13 protein-coding genes and 1 pseudogene are annotated in these 18,161 nt (G+C 70.2%); 1 reads left to right on the forward strand and 13 read right to left on the reverse strand.

Annotated elements, in window-relative coordinates; all coding sequences use genetic code 11:
• Positions 1–3: 3 nt before the first annotated feature.
• Both OG905_RS07355 and OG905_RS07360 read right to left on the reverse strand, forming a co-directional pair.
• Entirely contained in the window at positions 4–1,563 is a 1,560-nt protein-coding gene (locus OG905_RS07355; protein WP_328666859.1) for an aldehyde dehydrogenase family protein, read from the reverse strand.
• Positions 1,564–1,748: 185 nt separating this feature from the next.
• A pseudogene (locus OG905_RS07360) lies at positions 1,749–2,209 on the reverse strand (succinate--CoA ligase subunit alpha); the annotation flags it as partial.
• A 77-nt stretch (positions 2,210–2,286) separates the two neighbouring features.
• On the opposite strand from OG905_RS07360, the gene OG905_RS07365 reads away from it, so the two are divergent.
• Positions 2,287–4,368 carry a SpoIIE family protein phosphatase gene (locus OG905_RS07365; protein ID WP_328666860.1) on the forward strand — a complete coding sequence of 694 codons (2,082 nt, stop codon included), beginning with the start codon at positions 2,287–2,289 and terminating at the stop codon, positions 4,366–4,368.
• 35 nt (positions 4,369–4,403) lie between these two features.
• Here the strand turns inward: OG905_RS07365 and OG905_RS07370 are convergent, their stop codons facing one another.
• The 11 genes from OG905_RS07370 to OG905_RS07420 form a co-directional block, all read right to left on the reverse strand.
• Positions 4,404–4,700: an antibiotic biosynthesis monooxygenase family protein gene (locus OG905_RS07370; RefSeq protein ID WP_328666862.1), complete on the reverse strand. Its 297-nt coding sequence runs from the start codon at positions 4,698–4,700 to the stop codon at positions 4,404–4,406.
• 147 nt (positions 4,701–4,847) lie between these two features.
• The gene (locus OG905_RS07375; RefSeq protein ID WP_328666863.1) at positions 4,848–5,894 is read right to left on the reverse strand and encodes a sugar phosphate isomerase/epimerase family protein; all 1,047 of its coding nucleotides are present in this window, start codon (positions 5,892–5,894) and stop codon (positions 4,848–4,850) included.
• 47 nt (positions 5,895–5,941) lie between these two features.
• Complete coding sequence (locus tag OG905_RS07380) at positions 5,942–7,336, reverse strand: nucleotide pyrophosphatase/phosphodiesterase family protein (protein ID WP_328666864.1); 1,395 nt, start codon at positions 7,334–7,336, stop codon at positions 5,942–5,944.
• Positions 7,333–8,502, reverse strand: coding sequence for a metabolite traffic protein EboE (eboE, locus tag OG905_RS07385; protein ID WP_328666865.1), 1,170 nt, complete (start codon positions 8,500–8,502; stop codon positions 7,333–7,335). The genes OG905_RS07380 and eboE overlap by 4 nt, the downstream gene beginning before the upstream one ends.
• 12 nt (positions 8,503–8,514) lie before the next feature.
• Positions 8,515–9,363, reverse strand: coding sequence for a TatD family hydrolase (locus OG905_RS07390; RefSeq protein ID WP_328666866.1), 849 nt, complete (start codon positions 9,361–9,363; stop codon positions 8,515–8,517).
• On the reverse strand, positions 9,363–10,028 hold the full coding sequence (locus OG905_RS07395; RefSeq protein ID WP_328666867.1) for an EboA domain-containing protein: 666 nt from the start codon (positions 10,026–10,028) through the stop codon (positions 9,363–9,365). Before OG905_RS07395 ends, OG905_RS07390 begins: the two co-directional genes overlap by 1 nt.
• Positions 10,025–10,897: a sugar phosphate isomerase/epimerase family protein gene (locus OG905_RS07400; protein WP_328666868.1), complete on the reverse strand. Its 873-nt coding sequence runs from the start codon at positions 10,895–10,897 to the stop codon at positions 10,025–10,027. Before OG905_RS07400 ends, OG905_RS07395 begins: the two co-directional genes overlap by 4 nt.
• Positions 10,894–11,976 carry an SCO3242 family prenyltransferase gene (locus OG905_RS07405; protein WP_328666869.1) on the reverse strand — a complete coding sequence of 361 codons (1,083 nt, stop codon included), beginning with the start codon at positions 11,974–11,976 and terminating at the stop codon, positions 10,894–10,896. Before OG905_RS07405 ends, OG905_RS07400 begins: the two co-directional genes overlap by 4 nt.
• Complete coding sequence (locus OG905_RS07410; RefSeq protein ID WP_328666870.1) at positions 11,973–13,100, reverse strand: inositol-3-phosphate synthase; 1,128 nt, start codon at positions 13,098–13,100, stop codon at positions 11,973–11,975. Before OG905_RS07410 ends, OG905_RS07405 begins: the two co-directional genes overlap by 4 nt.
• Positions 13,101–13,185: 85 nt before the next feature.
• Positions 13,186–16,869, reverse strand: coding sequence for a ThuA domain-containing protein (locus OG905_RS07415; RefSeq protein ID WP_328666871.1), 3,684 nt, complete (start codon positions 16,867–16,869; stop codon positions 13,186–13,188).
• A 282-nt stretch (positions 16,870–17,151) separates the two neighbouring features.
• Positions 17,152–18,156 carry a sugar phosphate isomerase/epimerase family protein gene (locus tag OG905_RS07420; protein ID WP_328666872.1) on the reverse strand — a complete coding sequence of 335 codons (1,005 nt, stop codon included), beginning with the start codon at positions 18,154–18,156 and terminating at the stop codon, positions 17,152–17,154.
• Positions 18,157–18,161: the final 5 nt, after the last annotated feature.

The raw sequence follows: 18,161 nt of genomic DNA on the forward strand, positions 1-18,161 counted from the left end.
GCACTACGGCATCAAGTGGTAGTCGGGGAAGTTGCCCGGCAGCCGCTCCCCCGCCGGGCCGTCGGTCACGGCCCGCACGAGCAGTTCGCCGCCGACGAAGGCACCGCGCCACGACGCCCCGAAGCCGCCGAAGAGTTCGTCGCGGTCGCCGCGCGAGCGGGGCTTGCCCTGGCCGACCTTGAAGGCCCGGATCTGCGGCGCCAGGCGCTCGTACGTCTCCGGGTCGTCCGTCGACAGGGTCGCCACGAGCGCGCCGTTGGAGGCGTTCATCGCCGCGAGCAGTTCGGCCTCCGTGTCGACCAGGACGATCGTGTCGACCGGGCCGAACGGCTCCGCGTGGTGCAGGGGTGAGGACGGCGGCGGGCCCAGGAGCGTCACCGGCGGTAGGTACGCCGAGGTGTCCTGGCCGGACAGGAAAGGGCCCTCGGACAGCGTGCCCCGGTGCAGCGGCACAGCCCCGCGGTCGACCGCCTCGGCGACCTGGTCGCCCAGTTCCTTGGCCTTCGCCGCGTTGATCAGCGGGCCGAAGTCGAGGTTCGGCAGCGGGTCGGTGGCTTTCTCTACGGCCAGGGGGTGTCCTGTACGAATGGAGCGTACGGCGGGCAGGTAGGCCGCCAGGAAGTCGGCGAACAGCTCGCGCTGGACGACGAATCGCGGGTATGCGGTGCACCGCTGCTTGCCGTAGTCGAAGAGCTTGGGGATGACGGCGGTGAGTGAGTCCCAGTCGCTGAAGTTCCACAGGCCCCAGGTGTTCAGGCCCTCCTGCTCCAGGATGTGCCGCTTGCCGAGGTCGGCGACCGCGGTGGCGATACGGGCCCCGGTGTCGCGGCCGCCGACGAAGGAGACGCAGCCGATCTCCGGGGAGCGGACCAGCGCTTCGGAGAGCTGGCCGCCGCTGCCGCTGACCAGGGTGATCGGGATGCCCTCGCGGGCGGCGAGCGCGGAGGCCAGGGTGAGGCAGGCGACGCCGCCGTCGGTCGGGGTCTTGGCGATGACCGCGTTGCCCGCCAGTGCCTGCACCAGCATGGCGTGGACCAGCACGGACATCGGGTAGTTCCAGCTGGCGATGTTGGAGACCGGGCCGGGCAGCGGGGTGCGGCCCTGAAGCATCGGCTCGATGCCGTCGACGTACCAGCGCACTCCGTCGATGGCACGGTCGACGTCGGCCTGGGCGAGGCGCCACGGCTTGCCGATCTCCCAGACCAGCAACAGGGCCAGCAGCTCGCGGTGTTCGGTGAGTGCGTCGAGCGCGGCACCGACGCGGGCCCGGCGCTCTTCGAGGGGGACGTGCCGCCAGGCGCGGTGCTGGTCGAGCGAGGCGCGTACCGCCTGCTGGGCGGTCTCGGCGTCCAGGCGCGGCGGGCCCGCGATGGGGCTGCCGTCGACGGGGCTGGTGGCGGACAGGGCGCTGCCGTCGGCCTGCCACTGCGCGGACCAGAGGTTGAGCACGCGCTCGTCCCGGAAGGCCTCGGGGGCGACGGCGAGAGCGCGCTGCCAGGCGTCGGACCAGGCCGTTCCGGGCTTGAGGATGAGGGTGGATGCTGCGGTGAGGGTGGGTGCCATGAAGGTGGTCTCCGCTCGAAAGGGGGCGGGAGGGGCCGGACGGTGGGCCATGAGTGTGTGGCACGCACTCGGCGTCATTGGGCGGTGACGCCAACGGGACCACGGAGTGCGGGACTGCGTCAACGCGGCCGCGTCACGACGTCAGCGGGACGTCAACGCGACCGCGTGGCCCTGTCAGTAGGACGTCAGCGGGACTGCGCGAGGCGGTCGATGACCAGTCGCGAGGTCTCGGTGGGGGTCGCTCCGACGCGTTCTCCTGCCGCCTTGAGGGCCTCCTTCTTGGCGTACGCCGCTGCACACTCGTCGGCGTCAGCTCCGATCTCCCCGATGAGCACGATGAGTTCGGTGTCGTGATCCTGTTCGACGGCGGCGAGACCGTCGATGTGCGTGGTGCCGACGACCGGGTCGCCGCCGATGCCGACGGTGGACGAGAAACCTATGTTCCGCAGCTCGTGCATGAGTTGACAGGTGAGCGTGCCGGACCTGAGGACGAGTCCGATGCGGCCTTCGCGGTGGTGTCGGCGGGGATGATGCCGGCGTTGGACTGGCCGGGGCAGATCAGACCCGGCCAGTTGGGGCCGATGACCCGTGTGCCGCGCTGCGCGGCGTGGGCCTGGAAGATCACCGCGTCACATACGTGGGCCCCCCATATGGTGCCCGGTACATGATCGTGTGCTCCTATGGAGGGGACGGGTTTGGGCAAGGGCCGTGCGGGTGCCGGTGATGAACGAGCAGATGCCGATCGAGGAGCTGATCAGCGGGGCCGCCCGGGACGCCGGGGGGTGGCTGGGGGAGCTGCCGGTGGCATTGTTGGCCACCGGTGCCGACGGGACGATCGTGCGCTGGAACCGTGCCGCGCAGGAGCTGCTCGGCTACGAGCCGCCGCAGGTGGTGGGACGGCACATCGCGGACCTCCTCCACCCGGGGGCCGACCGTAGTCTGGGGCGCTCGTTGTGGGAGACCGCGGCCACCGGCCGGGGTGTGATGGGCACGGTGACGGCCTGGCACCGTGACGGGCACCCGCTGGAACTGGAGATCTGGGCGTGCCCGGTGCCCGGCCGGCAGCGCGGCGCCTCCACGGTGCTGGTCTTCGCCGCCGATGCGCATGGGGTGCGCCGCATCCGTGGGTCGTCGGCGGTGTGGGAGGGGCTGTTTGCCCGCTCGCCGGTCGGTATCGCCGTCTTCGACACGCAGTTGCGCTTCCTTCAGGTGAATTCAGCGCTTGAGGCCATGAACGGTCTTCCGGAGTCCGCTCACGTGGGGCGGCGCCTGATGGAGGTGCTCCCGGCGGTGGGCGCGGGCGAGATGGAGGAACCGATGCGCCAGGTCCTGGACACGGGTGAGCCGGTTCTGGACCGGCGCCGCACCGGCCGTACTCCGGCCGACCCGCACCATGACCGCGTGTGGTCCTGCTCGTACGTCCGCGTGGAAGACCCGGCCGGCCAGCCCGTCGGTGTGATCGCCTCGATCCTCGACATCACCGAACAGCAGCGGGATCACGCAGAAGCCGAAGCGAGCCGCCGCAGGCTCGCCCTGCTCAATGAGGCCAGCCTCCGCATCGGCACCAGCCTGGAGCTGGAGCGCACCGCGCAGGAACTTGCCGAGCTCGCCGTCCCCCGCCTCGCGGACGCCGTCACCGTCGATGTCCTGGACTCCCTCGCCGGCAGCGACGAGCTCGGCATGGGGCTGACAGGCGGCGTCGCCCTGAGGCGCCTGGGCAAGGCACCGCTGACCGGCTCACAGGTCGCCGACATACTCGCTCCGCTCGGGAGAACTCTGACCTTCCCCGCGACCGCCCCCTACACGCAGGCGCTCGCCGGCCGGCAACCGTTTCTGATAGCCCATTTCGACGAACGGGCCATCGCCCCCGCAGCCCGCCACTCCGCCAAGCCCGCACAGCTGCTCCGGATCGGCGTGCACTCCTTCATGATGGCGCCGCTCGTCGCACGGGGCGTGGTGCTGGGCGTGGCGACGTTCTACCGCAGCCGCCCCATTGGCCCCTTCCTGCCCGACGACATCACGCTCGCCGACGAGCTGTGCGCCCTGGCGGCGATCAACGTCGACAACGCGCGCCTCTACCACCGCGAGCACGAGACCGCAGTGGTCCTCCAGCGCAGCATGCTGCCGCAGCACATCACCTCGCCGCCCGGCATCGAGGTGGCCCACCGCTACCTGCCTGCCAGCGACGTCAACGAGGTCGGTGGCGACTGGTACGACGTCCTGCCCCTCCCCGACGGCAAGGCCGCACTGCTGATCGGGGACGTGATGGGCCATGGCATCGCCGCCGCTGCGGTGATGGGACGACTGTCTTCCACCGTACGAGCCCTGGGTCGCCTTGATCTTTCCCCCATCGACGTGTTGCGGCAGCTGGAATCCGTCCTGGCCGACCTCTCCGAGCCGATGCTCGCCACGTTCCTGTATGCCGTCTGCGACCCGGCCACCGGGCACTTCAGCATCACCCGGGCCGGACACCCGCCACCGGCCCTCGTAGAGCCCGACGGCACCGTCCGCCTGCTGGACGTCCCACCCGGCGCCCCTTTGGGGGTCGGCGGCACAGAGTTCACCACTACCGAGATCACCGCGCAGCCCGGAAGCCTCCTGGTTCTCTACACCGACGGCCTGGTCGAAGCCCGCAAACGCGACATCGACGAGCGGCTGGACGAACTGACCCGCCTCCTCGACCAGCCCGGACAGCCACTGGACCACCTGTGCGACTCGCTGATCACCCATCTCGCCCCGGCCGCCGCCGACGACGACATCGCCCTGCTCATCGCCCGTATCGGCACGAGCCTTCCGGACACCTGACGGCAGGGGCCCGCCGGCGAGACAAGGGTGCCTCCTCAGGAATGCCCTGTCTCGAGAGCCCCCAGCCGCACCTCAGCGCGATACAACCCACGTACCTGATTGCTGAAGCGCTCGTACTGTTCACCGAATGACGCCTTGAAGGCGAGAAAGGCCTGCTCACTGCTCCACCGGTCGACAACGAGATATCGATCCCCGGTCTCATCGACGCGACGAAACAGATCAGTCCCCACGTAACCGGGCGATTTTCTGAACAAATCCGCCCAGTCGCCGGCAGAGCCGTAAACTCGCTCAAATTCCGAACGCCGAGTCGCATCGACGTCGTACTCGTACATCAAGACGTACATTTCACACCCACCTGAGACGGACGGCGAGGTCTCGGCTTCCGCAGACCAAGCACAGCACGCCGGAAGCTTCCCGTCATGCCGGAGGGGGACTGGCGGCTGTTCGAAGTCCGGCCACGGTCCCTGGTGCTCGGCGCTCTAGCAGTCCTTCTCACAGAGCGAGTGGAGGTGCTCGCTGGACTTACGGGCGAACGCGAACGACTCGACGGGGTTGTCGTGTTCGGTCTGCCAGTGGTGCCCGCGGTAGCCGCCCTGGGTCTTGTTCACCGAGGAGATGAAGCGCTTGTAGTCGATGTCGCCGTCGCCGACGTCCACCATCCGGTAGCCGTCGCGGGCGGCCTCGTCGTGGACGCCGTCCTTGACATGGAAGAGCGGGTAGCGGTGGGGCTGCTTCAGCACATAGCGCAGGGGGTCGAAGGGCGCGGGCGTGCCGTCGACGCGCTTGCTGAAGCGGAACTGGCCCACATAGGCCCAGTAGATGTCCATCTCCAGATGGACCAGCTCGGGGTCGGTCTCGGCGAGCAGAACGTCGTAGAGGCGGACGTTCGGCTGGTCGGCGGCGAAGGAGAACTCCTCCGCGTGGTTGTGCTGGTAGAACTTCATGCCGCGGGCGCGGGCCGCGGCTCCGTAGGTGTTGAACTCCTCGGCGGCCCGCTTCCAGGCGTCGACGGTGGCGCCGTAGCGGAAGGGGCCCGAGGCGGTGCCTATGTGCTTGAGGCCGAGGGCCTGGGCGTCGTCGAGGACCTTGGTCAGGTTCTGCGCGAAGGTGTAGGCGTTCGGGTCGCTTGAGTAGTAGCCGACGTGGCTGCCGATGGGGTTCAGGCCGTGGTCACGGGCGAGTTGCTTCAACTGGGCGAGCGTGATGGGGCCCGCAGAGCCCTGGGTGTACCCGGCGAACTCGATCTCGTCGTAGCCGTAGCGCTCCAGCTCGGCAAAGACCGGTGCGAAGCCGAGCGTGGAGACCTTGTCGCGGAGTGAGTAGAGCTGGGTGCCGAGGCGGCCGGGGGGAAGAACGGGGCGGCCTCGGCCGGGGGCGGCGGTTGTCGTCGTCGGGGCAGCGGCGGCCGGGCCCGCGGCGGCGCCGATGAGGGCTGCGGCGGTCGCACCGGCGGCAACGCCGAGCATGCCGCGTCTGCTCAGCCTGTGGGCGAGTTCGGGGTCGCTGTTCGTGGTGGAGCGGCTCATGTGGATAACTCCTCGATGTCCGAGCCTGGTTGTCAGTGGCGTCTGCTTCAGTGGAATCCAGCGAGGTGAAGCAGCAGGGACTTCACTTCGGTCGCTTTCACGCGGCCGGTCACAGCGCGGGGGGTGGAGCACACAATGAGCGGACCTTCCTCGTCGCTCGTGGGGAGGCGGCCATGGCTGCCGCGAATAGGTGAGGGGTCCAGGGGCACAACCGCGAGGCGGTAGCGCATGCCGAGCTTCTTGCGGGCGATCGCCTTCGCCGCCTTGACGCGTACGTAGGGGTCGAGCGGGTCCATGAACAGCTCGGCCGGGTCGTAGCCGGGTTTGCGGTGGATCTCGACGAGCTGTGCGAAGTCGGGTGCCAGAGCGTCGTCGAGCCAGTAGTAGTACGTGAACCACGCATCCGGCTCGGCGACGGCGACGAGTTCGCCGGAGCGGGGATGGTCCAGGCCGTGGGTCTTCTTGCCCTCGTCGTCGAGAAGTTGCTCGATGCCGGGCAGGTCCGCGAGGGCTTGGCGGGTGGCGTCGAGGTCTTCGGGGCGGCGGACGTAGATGTGGGCGAGCTGGTGATCGGCCACGGCGAAGGCGCGGGAGGTCATCGGGTCGAGGTATTCCATGCCGTCCTGGGTGTGGACCTCGAGCAGGCCCGCGAGGCGCAGGGCGCGGTTGATGTCGACGGGGCGGCTGACGGGGGTGATGCCGTACTCGGACAGCGCGACCACTGTGCGGCCCTCCTGCCTGGCGTCGGCGAGGAGCGGGGCGAGGGCGGCATCGAGGTCGGTGGCGGCCTGGTGGGAGCGGGGGTCGTTCGGTCCGAAGCGCTGCAGGTCGTAGTCGAGGTGGGGGAGATAGCACAGGGTCAGGTCGGGGTGGCGGGTGCGCATGATGTGCCGGGTGGCGTCGATGATCCACTGGCTGGAGACCAGGTCGGCGCCCGGTCCCCAGAAGTGGAAGAGGGGGAAGGTGCCGAGTGTGTCGGTGAGTTCGTCGTGGAGGGCCGGGGGCCGGGTGTAGCAGTCGGGTTCTTTGCGGCCGTCGGCGTAGTAGACGGGGCGGGGGGTGACGGTGATGTCGGTGTCGGCGCCCATGGCGTACCACCAGCAGATGTTGGCGACGGTGTAGCCGGGGTGGGTGCGGCGTGCGGCGTCCCAGAGCTTGTCGCCGCCGACCAGGCCGTTGTGCTGGCGCCACAGCAGCACCTCGCCGAGCTCGCGGAAGTACCAGCCGTTGCCGACGATGCCGTGTTCGGCCGGCAGTGCGCCGGTGAGGAAGGTGGACTGGGCGGCGCAGGTGACGGCGGGCAGCACGGTGGAGAGGGGGGCGCTCGATCCCTTGTGTGCGAGGGCTTGGAGGTGGGGCATGTGGGTCAGCAGCTGGGGGGTGAGACCGACGACGTCCAGGACCAGAAGGGGGGTGGGCGCGGGATGTTCGGCGTCGGTCACGGCAGCTCCTTGAGTCCGAGGTCGGTCAACAGGTCACGGGCAAGGGCGAGTTCGGCGGCGATGCCGTCGGCGAGCTGGGTGCGGTTACGCGGGCGCAGCTCGGGCGGAAGCGCCTGCCAGGTGTAGGTCTCGACCTCGAGGTGGCGGGTCAGCGGGACCGGGCCGCCGACCAGTCGGGTCAGTGTGTCCCGGAGCACCGGGAGGGTGGAGGTGAGCGGAGGAGCGGGCCGGGCATGCAGGGGGACATGGAAGTGGGCGCGCCAGGGGGCGGCCTCGGGCAGCGTCCGGCCCGCGAGGGCTTCGTCCAGGTCGTCCGTGCCGCGCAGGCCTGCGGCGGTGCGGGTGCGGGTCTGATGCAGGAAACGCGGCTCGGCGAAGGCGGCCAACGCCGCCCGTACTTCGGGGAGGTGGGGTTCTTCGGCATGGAGTGCGGCGGACAGCTGCGCCTTGGGGATGGTGATGCCCGCCGCGGTGAGTGCGGCCAGGGCAGTCTGTGGATCTTCGAAGGAGGTTGCGAGATGGCAGGTGTCGATGCAGATGCCGATGCGGCGGGACGCGATCGCGGCCAGGGGACGTATCGCGTCCCCGGTGGTCTCGACGATGCAGCCGGGCTCCGGCTCCAGTCCGATGCGTATCGACTTTCCGGTCAGCTCCTCCAGAGCGTCCAGGCGCTCGGCGAGGGTGACCAATGCGGTGTGCGCGGCTTCGGCCGCCGTGTCGCCGAAGCGGGTACGCCAGGCCAGCGGCAGGGTGGAGATGCTGCCCTCGGTGACATCGTCGGGAAGGAGGGAGGCGAGGAGGCGGGCCAGGTCGCTGGTGTGGGCGAGCCGTTCGGCATCGGCCCAGTCCGGCTTGTAGACCCGGTACTTGACCTCCTCGGCGCCGAACCCTTCATAGGGAAAGCCGTTGAGGGTGACGACCTCCAGGCCGCGGCGGTCGAGCTCGGCGCGCAGTCCCCGCAGCGCCGCCGGATCGCTGACCAGGGCGTGGGCCGCATCCTTGGCGAGCCACAAACCGATCCCGAGGCGATCGCGGCCAAGGCGTTTGCGTACCGGCTCGCAGTGGTCGCGCAGTTGGGCGATGACCCCGTCGAGGGTCTCCGCGGGGTGGACGTTGGTGCAGTAAGAGAGGTGGACGGTGGGGCCGTCGGGGTGACGGAAGCGCATGCGTCGGCCTCCTCATTCCCCGCCGCGGAGGATGGAGTTGCCCTCGTGGAGGGAATCCGGTTCGGGGATGTCGAGCTGGAGGCGGCCGCTGAGGCCGTAGAAGGCGACGGGGTTGCGCCACAGGACCTGATCCACGTCGTCCTCGGTGAAGCCTGCGGCGAGCATCGCGTCGCCGACCTTGCGGGTCTTGAGCGGGTCGCTCTTGCCCCAGTCGGCGGCCGAGTTGACCAGCACCTTCTCGGTTCCGTACGCCTTGAGGATCGCGACCATCCGGTCCTCGTCCATCTTGGTGTCGGGGTAGATGGAGAAGCCCAGCCAGCAGCCACTGTCAGTGGCGTGCTTTACGGTCGTCTCATTGAGGTGGTCGAGCAGCACGCGGTCCGTGGGCAGCGCGGATTCGCGGATGACGTCGACCGTGCGGTGGAGGCCCACGAGCTTGTCGCGGTGCGGGGTGTGGACGAGGGCGGGCAGGCCGTGGTCGGCGGCGAGCTGGAGCTGGGCGGCCAGCGCGGTGTCCTCGGCGGGGGTCATGGAGTCGTAGCCGATCTCGCCGACGGCGACGACGGAGTCCTTGACGAGATAGCGGGGCAGGGCATCGAGGACGGGGGTGCAGCGGGGGTCGTTCGCTTCCTTGGGGTTGAGGGCGAGCGTGCAGTGGTGGGCGATGCCGTACTGGGATGCGCGGAAGGGCTCCCAGCCGAGCAGGGCGTCGAAGTAGTCGAAGAAGCTGGCGGGCGAGGTGCGGGGCTGGCCCAGCCAGAAGGACGGTTCGACCACCGCCCGCACACCCGCGTCGTACATCGCCTGATAGTCGTCGGTGGTACGGGAGGTCATATGGATATGGGGGTCGAAGATACGCATCAGAACTCCTCGGACGGCTCGCCGGTCAGGGTCAGCACGCGATTGAGGTCGGGGGGCACGGCGCGGCCGGCGGCGGTGCGCTCGGCGGCGTAGTCGGCGAGCATCCTGGCCAGCTCGTCGTCGCCGGCGGCCCGGCTGTCCAAGTCGGCGACGGCATCGACGGGCACACCGGTGAACAGGCACTTGAGGACGGCGTGCCGCCAGGCGTGCGGGTCGAGGTGCTCGGCGGCGTACGGCCCCACGGCGGCGGCGACCAGCCGCGTGTCGTTGGTACGCAACGCGTCCTCGACGAGCGGCAGAGCGACGGGCCCTTCGAGGAGGTGGTGCAGGGCGAGGAGCACGGCACGACGTTCGGCGGCGGTGCCCTGCTGGTAGAGGCGGGTGAGCGTGGCGCTGCCGGCGCGGGCCTCGACGAGGAGCAGGGTGCGTACGGAGTCGGCGTAGTGCTGGCCACAGGCCCGGCCGGCTGAGGCGAAGCGGAGCTCCCAGAGGGGTACGGCGTACGGGGGCGGCTCGGCCGGAGGCATCTCGCCCGGGGACGGCTCGCGCGGAGGCGTCTCGGCGGCGGGGCGGGCGGCCTCGGCGGCCTCGGCAAGTGCTTCGTCGAGCCAGGCGCGGGCGTCGTCGGGGAGCTGGTCGTCGAGTTCCTTGTGGGTCGGCGTCACGACGTCGGTGCTCCCTTCAGTGGGGCCTGCGAGCGGAGGAATTCGATCGAGGCGCGGGCGAGTTCGGGTCCCGCGTGGGAGTGGCGGGGCAGTTCGACGACGGTGAGGCCCTGGTAGCCGGTGGCGGCGAGGGCTTCGAGTACGGGCGGGAAGTCGATCTCCCCGTCCCCGAAGGGGAGGTGTTCATGGACGCCGCGGCGCATGTCCTCGATCTGGACATGGCGCAGCCAGGGGGCGGCGTCGCGTACGCAGTCGGCGGGCGGGGCCGGTTCCAGGCACTGGCAGTGGCCGATGTCGAGGGTGAGACCGAGGAGTTCGGGGTCGCCGAGGATCCGGCGGAGGTGGTGGAAGTCGGCGAGGGTGGCCAGGAGGTGTCCGGGTTCGGGCTCGACGGCGAGGGGGACGCCGGCGTCGGCGGCCGCCTCCAGGACGGGAGTCAGCGACTCTTCGAGCCGCTTCCAGGCCGTGTCGGGCGTGGTGTCCGCGGGGGTGATGCCGCTGAAGCAGTGCACGGCGTGGGCGCCGAGGTCGGCGGCGACCTGCACGGCGGTGGTGAGCAGCGCGGCGCGGGCCGCGCGGCCGTCGGGGTCCGGGTCGAGGAGGGAGGGGCCGTGTTTGCGGCGGGGGTCGAGGACGTAGCGGGCGCCGGTCTCGACGGTGACACCCAGTCCTAACTGGCCTAATTTGCCGGCCACTTGGCTGGTGCGGGCGGCCAGGTTCGGGGCGAGCGGGTCCAGGTGCATGTGGTCGAGGGTGAGACCGACGCCGTCGTAGCCGAGGTCCGCGAGGAGGGCGAGGGCGTCGCCGAGGCGGAGATCGGTGAGGCCGTTGGTTCCGTAGCCGAGGTGGATGGGGGCGGCGGGGCTCATGTGACGCTGACCTTCCGTGCGAGCTTGCGGGCGAGCGGGACCAGTCCCATCACCGCGAGGGCCGAGGCACCGGCGCCGGTGCGGGCGGCGAGCGTCGCCTGGAGCGGGATCATGGCTCGGATGCCACCGCCGACGGCCCGTTGGGTGAGGGGCGGGGAGGGGTTGAGGGCGGCGTGGAGGAGGGGCTTGGCGGCGGTACGGATGTAGGCGGCGGCGAGCGCGGTGGTGGCGAGGCGGGCCGGGGTGAGCGGGACCGGGGGTGCGGGCGGTCGCGGTGACGGGTGGGTCCTCTCCCCTGCCCCGCCCCTTCCGGGCTGTGTCGATGTGCGGCTCCGCCGCGTGGGGGGCGAGCCCCCAGACCCCCGGGGCGGGAGGGACAGAGGGGGCAGCCCCCGCCCCCGCCCCCGCACGCTTCGCGGCGCGGGGTCCGGTACCTCCGGTACGGCGCCAACCCCGCCACCCCGCGCGCCTCTCGTCACGAGGGCGCCCAGCCCGACGGTTGCCGCTAGCGCCGCAAGCGGCACCGCAGTTGATCCGCCCTGCGCCTCATGACGTGACACCGATGTCACCGCATATGTGTGGGCGCCCAGCACGGCAGCGGAGGCAAGCACCGAGCGCCGGTCCCCCGGCGTACCGCCTGTTGCCACCGCGCCCAGCACCAGATCCAACCCCCGCGCCGCCGCCATCGCCGCCGGGCCGCCCGCCGTCCGTTTGAAGTAGAGGTCGTACGACCAGACCGTCGCCGACAACGCCGACGCCACCGCCAGCGCCGGGCGGCCCGCGCGGGAAGCCAGCACCAGGCCCGCGCCCGTCAGCGCACCCGCCGCCCCCAGCGCAGCCCCGGCGCTGAGGCGCCCCGACGGAATCGGCCGATGCGGGCGCTCCACCGCGTCCACCTCCCGGTCTGCCCAGTCGTTCAGCGCCATCCCCGCCTCGTACAGACACAGCGAGCTGCCGACGGCCAGCAGAGTCCGGCCATTCGGTCGCACGCCCACCGCCGCCGCTCCCGCCAGCGCGTCCCCCGGCACCGTGAACAGCGCCGACACCCGCAGCAGTTCCGCCCAGGCCCGCCAGGTCATCGCGCCTCCCGCAGCCGATCGGCAAAGGAAAGCAGCGCCTCGAACTGGTCCCCCAGCGCCGCCGGACCGCCGTCCGGATCCTTGAAGTAGAAGCCCAGCTCAGGCAGTGGGCCCGCCAGGCCCACCTCATGCGCCCGCGCCACCAGCCGCGCCAGATCCAGAACCAAGGGGGCCGCGAGCGCGGAGTCGCAGCCCTGCCAGATCGTCTGGAGGATCATCCGCGAGCCGAGGAAACCCTCGAACGCGATGTGATCCCAGGCCGTCTTCCACTCACCGAGCGCCGGGACGTCGTCGATATGGACCTCGCCCTCGGGAACGATGCCGAGGGTGTCGTTGAGCACCCGCTCCTTGCCCGCGTTCTTCGCGGCCGCCGCGCCCGGGTCGGCCAGCGCCGCTCCGTCCCCGCCGCCCAGCAGGTTGGTGCCCGACCACGCCCGTACCGTCAGGGCGCGCTGCACGAACATCGGGGCGAGCACGGAACGGAGCAGCGTCTGGCCCGTCTTGCCGTCACGGCCCGCGTGGGGAAGTCCACGTGCCGCGGCGGCGTGGGTGAGGGCCGCGGTGCGCAGCCCGGTGGAGGGGGTGAAGTTGACGAACGGGCACCCTGCCCGCAGGGCCGCGGCCGCGTAGAGCGAGCTGGGCGGCTGACGTACGGCGCCAGGCTCGGGCACCGGCTCGGTGGAGGAGACGTTGACGACGACAACGCGGGCGAGCCTGTGCCGGTCCCGGAAGTCGCCCATGTCCGAGGCGAAGCCGGCGATCAGTTCCTCGTCGGTCCGCGCGTCGCCGCACTGCGGCCCACCGGGACGTATCTCCGCGTCCGCGGCGGCCAGTTCACCTCGTACGGCAGCGGCAAGCCCGTACGGCAGCACTCCCCCGGCCGCAAGCGCCTCGGCCCGCTTGGGCAGGGGACAGTGCGCGATGTCGTGGCCGCCGAAGACCAGCGACGACAGGGGAGGCAGCCCCGATCCGGCGAACGGCCCGGTTTCCGTGACCATGCCGTTCGGAGGATGCAGTCCGGCGGCGATCGCCGCGCACCCCGCGACGGCCGTGGTGGCCACGGAACCACGCGCTCCCACGAACCAGACTCCGCTGCGTGTCTTGCGGTCATTCCCGTTCGTCACGGGCTGCCTCCCTGCCTCTCGGTGTGGTGGGGACGGCGGGCGGGGGGTACGGCGCCTCCCCGCCCGCCGTCGTCTCGGGGGACGCCTATGAGGGCAGCTCCCTGAGTTGGATGCCGCGGAAGGACACCTGATCGTCGGCGCCATGATTCTGGAGGCCGATATAGCCGTCCTTGAGGCTGCGCGCCGGGTCGGTGTTGGTGAAGTCGTTGATCTTCACGCCGTTGAGGAAGACCTGCAGCCGCTCCCCCTGCACGCGGATCTCGTAGCTGTTCCACTGGCCGGGCGGCCGCAGGACACGGTCGCGGGCCGCGAGGTCGGCCGACTTGAAGCCGTAGACGGCGCCTGTCGTGCGGTCGGGTGCATCTGTCGCGTCGATCTGCACCTCGTAGCCGTTGTTCACTGCCGACCAGGGGTCGTCGGAGGCCGGGAAGCCCACGAAGACTCCGGAATTGTCGTCGCCGTCCAGCTTCCAGTCGAGCTTGAGCGAGTAGGACTTCAGCTCCTTGGCCTGGTACCAGAGCATGCCCATGCCGCCCTCGGTGCGCAGTTCACCGTCGACGACATTGAACTTTCCGGGCCCCGCCTGCTTCCAGCCGTCCAGGGTCCTGCCGTTGAAGATCGGCCGATGTCCGGTCTTCGGCCTGCAGTCGGCCGTGACCTGCCCCGCGGCGTAGCGCAGTCCGCCGAGCAGGTGCTGTCGGAAGGCCGGTTCGGCGTACGACTCCTTGGTGTGGCCGCCTCCGGTGTAGAAGGCACGGCCGCCCTCGTAGGTCTGGCACCAGGCGATCGGGTGGTCGCCCTTCATGGTGCCGCCCTGGTAGGTGGTTTCGTCGAGGGTGGCGAGGATCCGTGCCTGTGCACGGGGGTTGGTGCGGTAGTTGTACCACTCGTCGGTGCGCTCCCAGGCGTCGTCGAGATGGCTGGTCGAGGGATGGGTGTGGTCCTCGACCCGCACGGTCGCGGGCTGGATCTGCGGGTGCGACTGGAAGTACGCGCCGACGAGCCCGCCGTAGAAGGCCCAGTCGTACTCGGTGTCGGCCGCGGCGTCCACGCCCATGTAGCCGCCGCCTGCGGCGACATAGTTCTCGAACGCCTTCTGCTGGTCGGCGCCCAGGACATCCCCCGTGGTGGACAGGAACACCACGGCGTCGTAGCGGGCGAGGTTGCTGGTGGTGAACTGGGCCGCCTCGTCGGTGGCGTCGACCGTGATGTTGCTGCTCGCGCCGAGGTCCCTGAGGGCCGCGATGCCCGTCGGGATGGAATCGTGACGGAAGCCGGCGGTCTTGGAGAAGACCAGGACACGTTTGGCGGTCCGGTCGACGGGCGTGTTGGAGAGCTCGAAGTCGTCCACGTCGTACAGCGCTCCCTGTCCGCCCTTGAACACCAGGAACAGTTCGGTGGTCCTCCTCGGTACGGCCCGCAGCGGAACGTCGACGTCCTGGAAGGTCTCCCAGCTGCCGGTGACCGGCACGGATACGGAACCGAGAAGCGGACCGCTCGCCGACCCGGTGCGCACCTCCAGGAAGCCGCCCGCTCCGCCCGAGGAGATCCGGGCGGTGAGCTTGGTGGAGCCGGTCAGGTTGTACGGCTTGAAGGCGATCCAGTCGCCGTTGTCGATGTCGCCGACCGTCTTGCCGCCGTGGGCAGTGGCCTTGTCGTAGAGCTTGATGCCCGAGGAGGTGGTGAAGTGCTCGGCCTGCCGGTGGCGGGGCTGGAGCTGCGCCTGGTCGTGGCTGGTGAGCGCGGCCTGGCCGCCGCCACCGCCGTCGGTGTACTCGGCGTCGAAGACCCCGAAGATATTGGCGTTGGGGTCATGTCCGCCGTCGGCGGAGGTCTTGATGGTGCCGGTGCAGCCGTGGGCCGAGGTGACGGGGTGGCCGTGGCTGTCATGGCCGAGGACGTACGTCACCTTGACCTTGGCGCAGTCGATGGTCCCGTCCTCGGGGTCGGTGACCGCGACCTTGAAGGGGATCTCGTCGCCGAAGCTGAACAGCTGGCCTTCGACGGGGAGTTGCAGGGTCACCTTGGGTGCGGTGTTGCCGACCACGACATGGACGCTTGCGGAGCCGGTGCGGCCGCTGGGGTCCTTGGCGGTGACGGTCGCGGTGTAGGTGCCGTTCTTCTTGTACGTGTACGTGGGGTTGGCCTCGGTGGAGGTGCCGCCGTCGCCGAAGTCCCAGGCGTAGGTGAGCGCGTCGCCGTCGGCGTCCGAGGTGCCGGCCGAGGAGAAGCCGACCCGCAGCGGTGCCTGGCCGGAGGTCTTGGTGGCGGCCGCCTCGGCGACCGGGGAGCGTCCGCCGGTCGCGTTCTCGATGCGGTAGAGGCCGGAGTTCTCGTCGCCGCCGAACCAGGCGGTGCCGTAGTCGAGTACGTACAGCGCACCATCGGGACCGAAGGCCATGTCCATGATCTGGGTGCCGGTCCACGGGACCGGGTTGATGGACTGGACCGCGCCGTCCTCGCCCTGCTCGATCCGCTTGATCCAGCGGCGGCCGAACTCACCGGCGAAGAAGTCTCCGTCGTACGCCTCGGGGAACTTGACCGGGGACGGGGATGCCGCGTCGTAGCGGTAGACCTGCCCGCCCATCGGGGACTCGGAGCCGGTGTCGAACTCCGGGACGGAACCGCCGTCGTAGGGGATCCAGGCCGGCTGCGCGGGCGGCAGGTCGACCAGGCCGGTGTTGTACGGCGACTCGTTCTTGGGGGCCGCGCAGTCGAAGGTGGCTCCGGATGTCTTGGTCGCGAAGTCGTAGTCGACGTACGGGTCGTTCTTGCCGGTGCAGAAGGGCCAGCCGAAGTTGCCGGGCTTGGTGATCCGGGCGAACTCGACCTGGCCACCGGGGCCGCGCTTGGGGTCGGCCGCGCCCGCGTCGGGGCCGTAGTCGCCGACGTAGACGATGCCGGTCTTCTTGTCGACGCTGAACCGGAAGGGGTTGCGGAAGCCCATGGCGTAGATCTCGGGCCGGGTCTTGGCCGTGCCGGGCGCGAAGAGGTTGCCGTCGGGGATGGAGTAGCTCGCGTCGTCGTTGACCTTGATCCGCAGGATCTTGCCGCGCAGATCGTTGGTGTTTCCCGAGGTGCGGCGAGCGTCGTATGCGGGGTTGCGTCCCGGGCGTTCGTCGATCGGGGTGAATCCGTCGGAGGCGAAGGGGTTGGAGTCGTCGCCGGTCGACAGATAGAGGTTGCCCTGCGCGTCGAAGTCGATGTCGCCGCCGACATGGCAGCAGATGCCACGGGTCGCGGGAATGTCGATGATCTTCTTCTCGCTGGCGTTGTCGAGGGTTCCGTCCGCCTTGAGGACGAAGCGCGAGAGCCGGTTGACGCCGTCGAACTTCGCGAAGTCCTCGGCGGTGCCCTCATTGGGGGCATCGCCCGCGGGGGTGCTCAGCGGGGGCGCGTAGTAGAGGTAGACGAAGCGGTTCTCGCCGAACTTGGGGTCGAGACCGATGCCTTGGAGGCCTTCCTCGTCGTGCGAGTAGACGGGGACGGTGCCGACGACGCGGGTGTTGCCCGCGCTGTCGGTCATCCTCAGCTCGCCGTTGCGTGAGGTGTGCAGCACGCTGCGGTCGGGCAGGACCGCCAGCGACATGGGTTCGCCGGTCTCCTCACCGCCCTTGGCGAGGGTGACCTGCTGGAATTCCTCGGCGGCCGGGGCGGCGTCGGCGGCGGGTGCGGCCTGCGGCGCGGTGAGGGCGAGCGAGCCGGCGGCGAGAAGGCCGCCGGTGAGGAGTGCGAGTGCCTTGCGGGCTCTGTGCCTTTTCCTGTGCACGAATGTCCTCCGGGATAGCCGGTCGAACGGGCTGGCTGTGCCCTGCCCTCGGTCGCGGGGCGGGCCTGTCCGTGGAACCGGAGTGCGCCGTCACACCGGGACCACCTTTGTCCTGTACACCTCATGGACGGTAGTCGGGTTCGTCCGGGACGGAAAGCCCTTGTGCAGTAGGGAAGTTCAACTTCTTCCTACTGAAGGACAAAGACGAACCCGAGCAGCCGGGACCGGCCCGGCGGCGGATCCGCCGCCGGGCGTGGAGCTGCGGCAATGTGCCTTGCAGCGTTAGTCGTTGCCTCCGAATGCCGCATCGAAGGACGCGGTGGGCGGGTCGAAATCGAAGCGCTTGAGGTCAGCAAGCGCTTGTGGAGCACCCGCCAGGCGGTCCATTCCGGCGTCTTCCCACTCCACCGAGATCGGACCGTCGTATCCGATCGAGCGGAGCATCCGGAAGACGTCCTCCCAGGGGACGTCACCGTGCCCGGCCGAGACGAAGTCCCAGCCGCGCCGCGGGTCTCCCCACGGCAGATGGGAGCCGAGCCTGCCGTTGCGGCCGTCGAGACGCTTGCGCGCCTCCTTGCAGTCGACGTGGTAGATCCGGTCCCGGAAGTCATACAGAAATCCCACCGGGTCCAGATCCTGCCAGACGAAGTGGCTCGGATCGAAGTTGAGCCCGAAGGCGGGCCGGTTGCCGACGGCCTCCAGAGCCCGCTGGGTGGTCCAGTAGTCGTACGCGATCTCGCTGGGGTGCACCTCGTGCGCGAAACGGACGCCCTCCGCGTCGAAGACGTCCAGGATCGGGTTCCAGCGCTCGGCGAAGTCCTCGTACCCTCGCTCGATCATCCGCTCGGGCACCGGCGGGAACATCGCCACCAGATGCCAGATCGAGGAGCCGGTGAAACCGATGACGGTACGCACCCCGAACGCGGCCGCGGCACGTGCGGTGTCCTTGATCTCGGCCGCCGCCCGCCGCCGTACGCCTTCGGCCTCGCCGTCGCCCCAGATACGGGCCGGCAGGATGGCCTGGTGGCGCTCGTCGATGATGCTGTCGCAGACCGCCTGACCGACCAGGTGGTTGGAGATCGCACAGCAGGCGAGGCCGTACTTCTCCAGAAGCGCGTGGCGCCCGTCGAGATACGAGGGGTCGGCGAGCGCCTTGTCGACCTCGAAGTGGTCGCCCCAGCAGGCGAGTTCGAGGCCGTCGTAGCCGAAGTCGCGGGCGAGCCGGCAGACCTCCTCCAGCGGCAGATCGGCCCACTGGCCGGTGAAGAGCGTGAACGGGCGGGGCATGCGGA

The sequence above is a fragment of the Streptomyces sp. NBC_00322 genome (assembly GCF_036147535.1).
GTDB lineage: Bacteria > Actinomycetota > Actinomycetes > Streptomycetales > Streptomycetaceae > Streptomyces.